Genomic DNA, 12,980 nt, shown 5'->3' with positions numbered 1-12,980 from the left:
TATGGGAAAACGTATTGCATTCCAGTTCAGTGATGACTTGGATTATCAGTTAAAGGCTATTAATTCTACTGTTAATTTATTTAAAGGATTATCCAGGCAGATAGATGGTATCTATCGCCCAAATCGTATCAGAAAAACAGGTGAAAGAGACCCTGTAAGAAATAATGATATTGTAGTAGGAAGCAGGTTATTAGAGAATCTTAGAGGTATACAGCTCTCTAATGATTTATTTGCAGATAATGCACTAACGGATGGTAATAATTTTACTATTGAGATGGAGACAGGTACAGGTAAAACCTATGTGTATTTACGGACCATTTTAGAGCTTTATCAAGAATATGGGTTTAAGAAATTTATAATTGTTGTTCCATCCATTGCTATTCGTAAAGGTGTAGAGAAATCGATAGAGCAGCTTCAAGACCACTTTAAGCGTTTGTATAATATGGATATTTCTAAACATAGCTTTATTTATGATAGTGGCAACCCAAAACAGGTTAGCTCCAAGTTGGTAGAAAGCAATGATTTGAGTATCTGCGTTATGAATATTCAAGCATTTAATAAGGACACCAATAAGATTCGTGTTGAGGATGAGTATGGACAGATTATCTGGGAAGATATCAAATATATCAAGCCGATTGTAATTATTGATGAGCCACAGAAGATTGAAGGAACAAAGAAAAATAAATCAAAATCACTGAAGGCCATTGAAGAGCTACAGCCCTTATTTACTCTCAGGTATTCTGCAACACATAAACAATTATATAATCAGGTTTATAAGCTTGATTCATATGCTGCGTATCAGAAGGACCTTGTTAAAAAGATTGAGGTTAAGACGGTGCATGGAGTAATACCAAAAGATTATCCTTATATTCGTTATGTGTCTTTTACTTCTGATTTGAAGGCAAGAATTGAGATATATAAACAGGAACAGGGAGGAGTCATCCGTTTTAAAACAGTGGATGTGCGAGGGGGAGCTTCTCTTGATGAACTATCCGGTAATCTGCCACAATATAAGAATGTGCGTATAGCAGAAGAACCACATAAGCTGAAGCCTTTAGCGATTGCTACAATGGATAAGATTATTTATCTGGAGCAGGGACACAGCAATTATGAGATAGAAAAGAATGAAGCAGTTCGCATCCAGATTAGGTTAGCAATTAAGAATAACTTTGAAAAGCAGCTTACCATTCTCAAAAAGGGAAGGAAAATAAAGGCTCTAACATTGTTCTTTATCGATTCCGTTGATAAGGTGCGTGATAACACAGCTCCAGATGGAAGAGGTGAATACCTACGTATTTTTGATGAAGAGTATGAAAAAGCTATAAAAACGTATGGTTCAGCTATCGAAAAAAACAAAGAGTTTTTTCCTGACTATAAAAATGTTCAGGCGGTGCGAGAGGGTTATTTTGCGATGGATGCAAAGAAAAATATAGTTGAGATTGAGGATTGGGATTCTTCGGTAGATGATGCCAATGCCAATGTAAAAGCGAAATCACAGGAAGATATTGATAGAGGAATCAGTTTAATATTAGAAAAGAAGGATGAGTTAATTTCTTTTGATGAGCCACTGGCATTTATTTTTTCTCATTCCGCATTACGCGAAGGATGGGATAATCCGAATGTATTTACCCTTTGTACTTTGAAAGCCAGTGGTTCGGATATTGCAAAGAAGCAGGAAATTGGACGAGGACTACGACTACCGGTAGATATTACAGGTAATAGATGCCTTGATGCAGGAATTAATCAGCTGACTGTAATTGCAAATGACTATTATGACCATTTTGCATCAGCGCTTCAAAAAGATTTCAACGATAACATGAACTATGATAAGAATGAGGTTACTGCTGAAGTTCTGATTTCGACCTTGAAAAATGCAGGTGTACCGGTAACTAAGATTACTGCAGATCTTGTAGATACATTTAAGCAGGAATTGATTTCTAATGGTGTTATGAATGTATCAAATATTTTAAGTGGAACACCGGAACAGACAACGAAGCTTTTTGAAAATTTAAACTTTAATGACGAAACCCTCGCAGAGCATACAGAGAATATTAAGAAGCAGTTTAAAGAGCTAATGATTCAAAAAGGCAGCCGAAAGATTGAGGTTCGTAATGGTGATAACGAACCTTATGAAAACCGTGTGCGCTCTTTTGTTTCACAGGATGAATTTAAGGACTTCTATTACACCTTATGCAGTCATTTGTCAAAGAAAACAATATATAAGTTCCAAATTGATAAGGATAAATTCATCAATGACTGTATCTGGGAGCTGAATGATTTCTTACGCTTTATGAGAGCGAAGAATGTTTATGAAATAGAGACAGGTAAAGGAACATTTACTGATTCTGCGATGTTTGTGATGGAAGGAACCAATTATAAAGTTGGTGGAATGGAGATTGATATTACATGCGAGACAAAGAGTGATTTTGAAATAGCGAATTATATCATGTTTCATACAATGCTCCCGAGATTGGCAATTTTCAAGATTATTAAAGGAATAGAAAAAAGAGAATTATTAAATAACCAGGATATCCTGGATGCGGTTACACAAAAAGTCCGTAAAAAGCTAAATGATGCAAAGGCTGAAAATATCACATCGTATGAAGTGATTAATGGATATGAGACCGATGCCAGAAACATATTTGAATTGGATACTATTAGTGAAGAAGATTTTGAGAATGAATGGCGCGTGTTTCAAGCTAATAATGACCGTAGTTCTGCTATGAATGCATATTATAAAATGGACAGCAAGGGAGAGAAGGAGTTCGCTGAGAAATTAGAGAACAATCAGAATGTTCTGATGTTCACTAAGTTGAAAAAAGGCGGATTTGTAATTGATACGCCTTACGGTAGTTATTCTCCGGACTGGGCAATTATATGTCGCAAAGAAGGATTGAAGCAACCAGAGCTTGGCATTTACTTCATAGTAGAAACAAAAGCAGGAAAAGCAGATAATACATTACAGACCATGGAGATTAATAAAATCAAGTGTGGTAAACTGCATTTCAAAGCGGTATCTGACACGGTGAATTTTGACTGGGTTAATAGCTATGAGCATTTTAGAGCAAAGTTCGGTGTAAAAGAAAGTGAATTGGAATAAGGAAGGTGTATTATGGCTGACATTAAATATGAAATAATAGAAGAAATCGGAGTTTTATCAGAAAACGCAAAGGGTTGGAGAAAAGAATTGAATCTCATCAGCTGGAATGATGCGGCTCCAAAGTATGATATTCGTGAGTGGGCTCCGGGTCATGAAAAGATGGGAAAAGGGGTTACGCTGACGAAGGAAGAAGTAGATAAGTTGAAAGAGCTTCTGTATTAAAGAATGATTATATTGATAATTTGTATAATTAAAGCATAAGGTACACAGTGACATGTTTCATGAACATCATGAGGTGGAGGTAACAGATGGGATATTTGATAAAATATTGTAAAATATTCCAAATAATGATATTGTTTTATTAGTGATCCAAATTCTGATGAAAATAATAGATACATTTTGGGGTATTTCTTGTTGATCAGACATATGAAGGAGATCTCTGGACGAGGGTTATGTGACTACAAGATCAAAGTATCGAATTAAACTTTCGCCAGAAGAAGCTCATAAAATGCTTTTTTGGAAGTACTATGCGAATACTAACCAACCGGATGTACCCAAATGGAGTACGGGATTACATAGATATTTTGAAGATGAACAAGCTGTTCAAATACTACAAGATATTGCAAAGTTAAAACAAGGTACTGAGGATGAAAAATTGGAAAATGAATTCTTAATCTATTTCACAGATATGAGTGACATTGACGTCAGTACGGTGCCTGAAAAGAAAGGGGCATTACAAAGAAAATAAATTGAAAAGGTTGTTCATACTATAATGAATTTCCAAAGTATATCTGAAACACTAAAGTTCACTAAAATGCGAGTAGAGTTTTGATTAATAAACGAACAAAAGAGGATAATAAATGAAAATGCTAATCCCCCAGCTATGCTGGGGAGAATGGAATAGTTGAAGACGGTGAGGATTTCAATAAAAAACCTCCTGTGATATATTAAGAATGGTGTCGCAAGCCAAACTTAATCGCAGGAGGTGGTCCATATGGACAATAGAAGTTTATCACATACAAAATGGAAATGCCAATATCATATTGTATTTATTCCGAAATATAGAAAGAAAGTGTTGTATGGGAAAGTCAGAGATGACGTTAGAGAAATAATAAGCACATTATGCAAGTACAAAAATGTGGATATTATAGCAGGGGCAGTATGTATAGACCATGTACATTTAAGTGTGGCAATACCACCAAAGATAAGTATTTCCGATTTTATGGGATACTTAAAAGGTAAAAGTACATTAATGGTTATGATAGACATCCAGAGTTACAGAGCAAATGGGATAAAGTCTTTTGGGCTAGAGGATATTATGTTGAAACAATTGGTAATATAACAGATGAAGCGGTTCAAAAGTATATAAAAGAGCAAGCAGAAGAATCTAGAAAAGAAGATTCAAGAAGTACCGCTTTATAGCGGACCAGTATAAGTGCTTTCGATACCGCCCTCTTGGGCGAGCAGTAACATAGCCCTTTTGAGGGCTAATTTCAAACCACCAGTTGAACTGGTGGTTGATGACTTAGATTTTTGATCACATTTATTATATTAAGTCAAAAGAAAAAGCAAAGTAGGCAGGTGTTGTTAATGGACATCTAACGGAGTATTCTCTGGAATGATAAGCAAAAATATGCTGGAGGAAAATAGCATGGCATCTGATTATAGAGTAGGTTCATTTAATATCCAAAAATTAGGCCGAAATTCAATGCTAAAAAAGGATTTAAAGAAAATAGGAGAACTAATTAAATCAAATCGCATAGATATTGTAGCTGTTCAAGAGATATCAAATAAAGAAGCATTAAAGGAAATAATGATTTGTATAGATGGATCGATAATATGTGAAGGGGGAAGTTCGGCGAATAACGCACGAGATCGATATTTCTGTGAAACAAGAAACTGGGAAAGTCGATGGGCAAAACCTATTTCACAGGTTGGCGGTAAAAGTGCAGAAGAAGGATATGCATTTATATGGAAAAAAAACAGGGTGGGATTACCTATTAATAAAAGAGGGGAAACCAGTGAACCAGACATATATTTGAATGGGGGAAAAGTAATAAGGCCCCCTTTTTATGGAAGATTTGTGATTAAAAGCTGTAATACGGAAATCAGGCTAATTAACACTCATATAGTTTTTAAAAAGACTCCAATAGAAGATGTTTCTTTTGAGGAGAAAGATTCGGCTACAACAGATATTGAGGAAAGAATTAGAGAGTATAAAGTTTTAGCAAATGAAATATATCAGAGAGTTTACTCTTCTGGTATTGGTACGAGACAGGTTCTAACTTTTATTCTTGGTGATTACAATATGTGTTTAATGGAGTCGAATTCCTTAGATCAAAGAGCAACTATGCCATTAGATGTTCAAAGATTTGAATACGGAAAGCATGTAATAAAAACCATACAAGAACAAAAAACTACCATTCGAGGCAAATCTCGAAAGGACCCAGATGCGGTTTATTTTGGAGAGAACAATTTAGCAAATAACTATGACCATTTTTCATATGAAGCAAGGATGGAAGACAGTATAGGCATAAAGAGTAAACGAATTGATGCGCCAGATGTTTATCAAGTAATTTATCAAACAATGGAAGATTCGGCGGGAAATCCTTTTCGTAATGAATATGAGGCGTATCGAGAAAAGATATCAGACCATTTGCCAATAATGATGACTATATCGATATCAAAAAGAAATATTTAAGATGGAGGGAAACGAATATGGGATTGTTTGATAGAAAGGAACGCTTTGATTTGCTTCAAAAAACGCAATATAATTTGGAGCAGTCTCAGAAGAATCTAGATACATATTCACAGTTGGTTGTAGCTGAGCGAAGCGAGCTTAAAGACACCGATGAAAAAGTAGGTGGATCAGAAATAATAATGGAAGATGAGATAAATACGCCCTTAATGGCAGCGTATGCACTTAATCTATGCACAGTTTCCGTGACACAGATAATTGATTATATGGATTTGAATGTAATGGAGCAGGAATATGACATGATTTTAAATAACCTGAATCTCCAGAATATGCCAGATAATGATGCTCTACTAGATATCCTTAAGCAGATTCTTAATACGGTTACATTCTTTAAAATAGATCAAAAAGAGCGGGAGTTTGTTGAACGTGATTATCAACAAAAGATGAAAAATGCGGTTTGGTCCGCGGTTCCTAATGTTGGTGCATTGATTGCTACGGGATTAAGTCAGGGTCCTGCAATGATGGCTGTTAGTATTACTGCATCTGTTGGAACTGCTTATATGAGTTATAGAAAACAGAAGGCAGAGAATAAATTAGTGTATGAGAGAGAAATGTGGCAACTTGAAAAGTCTGCCATTGAACAATTTGATGGACTAAAAAGAGAGTTGTTTGATACTGCCTGGAGGTTGTCAAAACACTATAGATTCGAGGATAAATATAGATTATCGGAGCGACAGATACATCAGTACAATGCCATATTAATGGATCCGGATGACGATAGGAGATATGCAAGGCTTGAAGCAATTAGCGATAGTTTTATGGCATATCCTCCATTCTGGTACCAATTTGGGCATACGGCTAATCTGGTAGCTATAAGTGCCCATAATCAAGCGATTATCAGATCTGCAGATTTGGATAGAATAGAAGCATGTAGGACAAAGTCTGCCGAAAATGATGATGCTCATATTTATAAAGAAATTTCTATGATTAGGCTTGAAATAGAAGATCTAAAAAATGTAGAAAATGAATACAGAGTAAAAGCAAAAAATCATTTTGAAAACTATCAAGCTTGTAATCAATATGGTCTTTTACGAGAAGATAAAATTGCTTCAATGTGTGAACTTGAATACGTTGAGTTGTTACTTCAAATGGGTACATTTAACAAGGAAGATTTACTGATGAGATTAGCTATAGCTGCAGAAAAGGCGGGTAACTCCTTAGAAGTATTGCAACTATGTATATTCGCTTATATGAAACTTGGAGAAGCTGATCTGGCTGAGAAATATCTTAAGATGCTTGTAAATGAAGACTATAATCGAATTATGAACGCACAGATTTTAAGTAGTCTTTACGTGCATCAATTCTTTAATAATATTAATAGGGCTGATGCGAGATGGAACTATTCGGTACTCAAAAAAAGAGTTCCGGCTGAGTATCTTTTTCCGATGCCTTCTGACGTAAATGCGGATAAAGGGGAATTGGAAAAGCAGTTTATATACATACAGAAGTTTTCCCTTTTAAAGAAATATGAAATTGTCTTTAATGGGATTACGAGGGTTTATGCAATACGTTTCAATAAGTGTATTCCTTGTATAGATGGATTTAAGTATGATGAAAAAAGCTTTGAAGATACATATGAAAGTAGAAGCAAAATGAAAGATCAGATATCTAGCTTTGTTGCAAGAGACAAAAATGAAGTGTTTATATCACGCTTGATGCAACAGGATATAATTGTAGAATACATTTTGGTTATTCAAGAATACTTTAGTAAATTGTGTGAACTTCTAGAGGATAGAAGCAATCCGCTATTAAAGTTTAATTATCAGTGCCTGCAAGAGGATTTGCTATCGCCAATTTCCAAGTCTGCGGAAGAAATAGAAAAGTTTAGATTATCTATTCAAGATCCGAATGCTAAAACAGAGGAAATTGTGAATGAATTGTTTGGTAAATATACTTTCATGTTTTTTGCTCAGGAAATGCTTGATTCATTCACTGAAATGATTACGGAGAAAGTACAAAACTTGAACAATATGAATGATATAAGCAGCGCAGAGGCCTTGTTGCTTCAGTTTTGTTATGAAAACAATATTGTTTTGCCTACTGATAAGTTTGTTACGAGCAATGAGTCTGACAGTGAGATAAGGTCAGATTTTCTTCTGGAGCAGTTGATGGGAAATGATGAGTATAATAAGCTGAAAGCCAAAAATTCATTAAGAAACGAACTTGTTTCAATGATAGCAAAACATTGCCGAGAAACAAAGCTGATAAAACGGGAAAACAAATCTCGACTGTTTGTTAGAGGGCTGAATGACACTGAACTTGAACATTATATAAATAGAATAAGCGGTAATAGATATTTCAAATCTGATGTTCTGGCAGTGATAGAAGAAAGAGGACTAAGTAAATTAGTTAATGACACAGATTTATGGTTAACAACTGAAGGCATCGTTATTGTTAAATCAGATAAGTTTGATGCGAAGTGCACTTCATACGGAAGAATACGATATGATGAAGATGGAATAATTTGTGGAAGTGAGAAGTATACAAATTCGAAAGATGTTGATATTATTGCTCTACAGGATTTGATTAAAGAGATTCAGAGAGTAACGGAAGAACAGGGCGATGAAGACGGTTTGAAAAATATCGGTTACTCAAATCACTGCTTTGAAGCTATAGGAGGTATGGAAAATCCAATTTTGTGTATGAACTGAGAACTGGTTGGTAACTTATGTGAGATTATAAAGGACAGATGAAGACAATCCTCGAGTAGTATTCAAAGCATAGAAAAAGAGGTAGCAAAAAGATACAGATTAATATTACGACCAACTTACGACAAAGTTACGACCATTTATAAAGAGTTGTTGAGAATAATGAATTGGCAAAACAAACAGAACATGCAAGAAATAAGGATATGAATACATATAAATGGATTTACAGTATCAAGAATGATTTCCCGACGATGAAGGCACTTGACAAATAAGAAGAAAATTAAACCAAATTGGTACAATATACCGCCAAAGCATTCTTATTTACAACGAATCTCTAAGTGCTTTAAAGAAGTATAATGAACCTCTATGGAGGATATGAAAGCTGATGCCATAATCTATGAAGTCAGTAACAATCAAATAAAATCACAAACATGTGAGAAATAGCGTGTGGTCAAATGTGGTAAAAATATTAGGACATTTCAAAGCCCAGATAATGGGAAGAGAAGTGTCCTTTTTGTATTACTACGAGCGCAACATGAGTAAGATAAAAAGCGTCTGCGAATGACTGTTTAATATGCTCACACGAAAGCATTGCCTATCGGACCTATCACCATCCAATGAAAACATCAGAAAGGATGGTTTTATGAAGAAGAAAGGAGTGTTGTCGGATAACATTAAGCCGGAGATGATTGGAGACAAAAGATATTTGCGTGTTGCAGAAGGTGCCAAGAGATATTCTGTTAGAGTAAATACATTCCGTAATATGACAGAGGAAACGCATGCATTGATTCATGCAAGTAGAATTGTACTGATTGATACAAGGATGATTGATGAATATCTAGAAGCATTTAGGGAGTAGAAGAGGATGAAATTTGAATATATTTATGGCAGACAGTGGTGAAGGTGTGGAGTAAAAAAGACATCAATGATTTTAAGGCATGGTATCAAAGATATGTGTTTCCATATTATTCTTATTTGAAAAAAACAACTTGTAAATATTCGGATAAGGGAATATAATTTAAGAAATATATTGTCTTTAGAAATAAAATTCGAATGATAAAAAAACATAATGGAGGCGAGTGGACATTTTCTTTCAAGGTGGTATGGACTTTTTTTCGCGAATAGTTAGTTTTGGTGAAAAGCTGGGATGTATAAAAACAACTATTAATCAAAGTGAAGAATGTTTAAAAATAAAGACTTTTAATGAAGAAGTAAACCTATTGCTTAGTGGTATAATATATGTTGCAAAAAGTGAATACGCAGCAATTATTCCAGCATATAAGGAAACTATAGATTTTTTTAGGGTTTTGCAGAATAGCAAAATGCTAAAAAAATATTGTGCACAAAATGGTATTGCAGAACGAGATGTTACAAATGCTATTGAATTATACGATCATATAGAAGGAAAAGTAGATGAAGCAAATAATGTATTTATTAGTACGACACTTGTTTCTGAAAAAGAGTATTTAGACAATATCCTGAAGGATGTTGACCCTGTAATTATGCTTGACGAGGATCAGCGAAAAGTCATTCTTACAGATGAAGACTACTGCCTTGTAATTGCTGGAGCTGGTGCTGGAAAAACAACTACAGTTGCAGCTAAGGTCAAATTTCTGGTTGAAAAGAAGGGGATAGAGCCAAGAGATATTCTAGTTATTTCCTTTACAAATAAAGCGGTAGGAGAACTTCGAGAGAAGATAAATAAGGATTTATATATAGATTGCCCAATAGCTACATTCCATTCAACTGGCAATGCTATTCTAAGAATAAATGATCCAGAACCTTTGAATATTTTTGATGGTTCTAAACTTTACTTCTTGTTACAGGATTATTTTAAACAAGCTATTCTTACAAATGAGAGTTTAGTTAATAATCTTATTATGTTCTTTGCATCATATTTTGAGGCTCCTTATGAAGGGGCGGATTTGAACGAGTTTTTTAACAAAACAGCTAAGGCAAATTATACTACAATGCGTAGTGAATTGGATGAATTCAGACGTGAAGTAGTTGATGCCAGAACAAAGAAGAAGGTTACTATTCAGAATGAAGTTCTTAGATCTTATCAGGAAGTGCAAATTGCAAATTTTCTGTATTTGAACAATATTGAATATGAATATGAGCCAATCTATCCATATAACATTACATTTTCAAGAAAACCGTATACACCCGATTTCATTATTCGACAAGGGAAGAAGGTAGCGTATATTGAACATTTTGGAGTCACTGAGGATGGACAGAATAGTAGATTTTCAGAAGAAGAATTAAAGAGATATAAGCTTAGTGTGAATGATAAGGTAAGGTTACATCGTGAACACGGGACAACATTGATTTTCACGTTCTCTGAGTATAAGGATAAGCATAGTTTGTTGAAGCATCTTCAAAAAAATCTTGAAAGTGCCGGATTTGAGTTAACACCAAGATCTAACAAGGAGATTATGGATAAACTAATTTCCTCAGAGGAATCAAGATATGTACGAAAGTTGGTAAATCTTATATGTAGATTTATTACAAACTTCAAGACAAATGGATTTGATTCGGATGAGTTTGATAGAATGTATCATTCTACAACAAACGTTAGATCAAGATTATTCATAAATATTTGTCAGGACTGCTATCTCGAGTATCAGAGATATCTCAAGGAAAATAATGCAGTTGATTTTGAAGACATGATTAATGAGTCTGCCCGTGTATTAAGAAGAGCTAAGGAGATGAAGGAGAAACTTCATTTCAAATATATTATCGTTGATGAGTACCAGGATATTTCAAGGCAGAGATTTGATTTAACAACAGCACTTTCAGAAGTGTGTGACGGTAAAATTATAGCGGTTGGGGATGATTGGCAATCAATTTATGCATTTAGTGGATCTGATATCTCTCTTTTTACAAAATTCCAAGAAAAAATGGGTTATGCAAAACTTTTAAAGATTGTCCGTACTTACAGAAATGCACAAGATGTTATTGATATTGCCGGCAATTTTATTCAAAAGAATCCTGTTCAAATTGAGAAGCAGCTTATTTCTCCAAAGAAAATAAAAGACCCTGTTATTATCTATACCTATGATAATTCATATAAACAAAGAGGTCAGGATAGAAGAGGTGGAGTTTTGTATGCTACTGCAACTGCAGTTGAAACTGCACTTGATCAGATAATAGAATTTAACCAACAAGCAGGGAAAAAAGAAAATGGAACTATTCTTTTACTGGGTCGATATGGTTTTGATGGAGACTATTTGGAACGTTCAGGATTATTTGAATATAAAGCAAGGGGAAATAAGATAAATTCAGTAAAGTACCCACAATTGGATATTACTTTTATGACTGTTCATATGGCTAAAGGACTTGGTTATGACAATGTTATTGTTGTTAATGGAAAAAATGAGACTTATGGCTTCCCATCTAAGATAGAGGATGATCCAGTTCTTTCATTCGTTATTAAGGGAGATAACTCCATAGATTACGCGGAGGAAAGACGATTGTTTTATGTTGCTATGACAAGAACTAAAAATAGAGTTTATTTTATTGCACCGGAACAAAATCCGTCAGAGTTCTTGCTTGAAATTAAGCGTGATTATAAGAGTGTAGTACTGAAGGGGAAGTGGAACGAAGAGGAAATAAAGCAGAATTCCACAAGAAAGATATGCCCTATCTGCGATTATCCTTTGCAGTTCAGATATAAGAATGCATATGGCCTAAAGCTTTATATGTGCACAAATGATCAGGAAATGTGCGGATTTATGACAAATGATATTAAAGCTGGGAAAATTGCAATAATGAAGTGTGACAAATGCCGAGATGGATATTTGATTGCAAAAAGTGCAGGAAATGGGTATTTCATGGGATGCACAAACTATAAAAATGATAAAACTGGATGTAATAACACAATAGGTACAAATGAATATCTTACCCTGAAAAATATTGAAACTAATTTCACAGAAACATTCGTTTCAGCAGTAAGAGAGATTCCTTTAGAAGAAAAAAATAAGGAGCAATCAGTATCAATAGAAAAGATTAAAAAACCAATAGAAGAAGAGATAAGCAACAAGAATAAGTGTTATAGAGAACAGGATTTATATGATCTTTTAAAAAATGTTAGTTCATGCTTAGGTCATATAAGTGAAAACTACTATTTTGGAATTTCTATACTAATTACTGTTTTGTGTGGTGGAGAAAGTAAACAGATCATTAAGCACAAATTAAATGAAGTAGCAGAATATGGAATTTATTCTGGTATGAGTAGAGACGACATGAGAGCAGTTATTCAGTGGATGATAAACAATCAATATTTGCTAAAGACAAAGGCAAAATATCCGGTGCTTCATCCGACGTACAATGGTAATCATTTTGATGAGTGTATAACAAAGAAACAGATTAAGGATTTAAAGAATTATTTGGAAGATCCAAATAGAGAAATCTTTGATGAAGATGATAAAAAGGACTAGAGACATAAATTATTGTTTGTTGTTGATTTTATGGA

The 12,980-nt window shown here is 34.3% G+C and carries 7 protein-coding genes and 1 pseudogene; all 8 read left to right on the top strand.

Features of this window, described 5'->3' with window-relative positions; all coding sequences use genetic code 11:
- Window position 1: 1 nt before the first annotated feature.
- The 8 genes and pseudogenes from R2R35_RS08865 to R2R35_RS08830 all read left to right on the top strand — a co-directional run bounded on the left by R2R35_RS08865 (window position 2) and on the right by R2R35_RS08830 (window position 12,945).
- On the top strand, window positions 2–3,100 hold the full coding sequence (locus tag R2R35_RS08865) for a restriction endonuclease (protein WP_317734145.1): 3,099 nt from the start codon (window positions 2–4) through the stop codon (window positions 3,098–3,100).
- Between the two features lie 12 nt (window positions 3,101–3,112).
- Window positions 3,113–3,322, top strand: coding sequence for a YdbC family protein (locus R2R35_RS08860; RefSeq protein ID WP_317734143.1), 210 nt, complete (start codon window positions 3,113–3,115; stop codon window positions 3,320–3,322).
- Window positions 3,323–3,554: 232 nt separating this feature from the next.
- On the top strand, window positions 3,555–3,848 hold the full coding sequence (locus R2R35_RS08855) for a hypothetical protein (RefSeq protein WP_317734142.1): 294 nt from the start codon (window positions 3,555–3,557) through the stop codon (window positions 3,846–3,848).
- A gap of 246 nt (window positions 3,849–4,094) precedes the next feature.
- Window positions 4,095–4,522: pseudogene (gene tnpA, locus R2R35_RS08850) on the top strand (IS200/IS605 family transposase).
- A gap of 229 nt (window positions 4,523–4,751) precedes the next feature.
- Entirely contained in the window at window positions 4,752–5,801 is a 1,050-nt protein-coding gene (locus R2R35_RS08845) for a hypothetical protein (RefSeq protein WP_317734141.1), read from the top strand.
- 17 nt (window positions 5,802–5,818) lie between these two features.
- A complete protein-coding gene (locus R2R35_RS08840; protein ID WP_317734140.1) occupies window positions 5,819–8,509 on the top strand; it encodes a hypothetical protein in 2,691 nt (896 codons plus the stop codon).
- A gap of 640 nt (window positions 8,510–9,149) precedes the next feature.
- Complete coding sequence (locus R2R35_RS08835) at window positions 9,150–9,365, top strand: DUF6462 family protein (RefSeq protein WP_317734139.1); 216 nt, start codon at window positions 9,150–9,152, stop codon at window positions 9,363–9,365.
- A gap of 220 nt (window positions 9,366–9,585) precedes the next feature.
- A complete protein-coding gene (locus tag R2R35_RS08830) occupies window positions 9,586–12,945 on the top strand; it encodes a UvrD-helicase domain-containing protein (RefSeq protein WP_317734138.1) in 3,360 nt (1,119 codons plus the stop codon).
- Window positions 12,946–12,980: the final 35 nt, after the last annotated feature.

Source organism: Anaerocolumna sp. AGMB13020, from assembly GCF_033100115.1.
GTDB lineage: Bacteria > Bacillota > Clostridia > Lachnospirales > Lachnospiraceae > Anaerocolumna.
The sequence above is the reverse complement of the archived record's forward strand: the minus strand, read 5'-3'. Positions and strand labels throughout refer to the sequence as shown.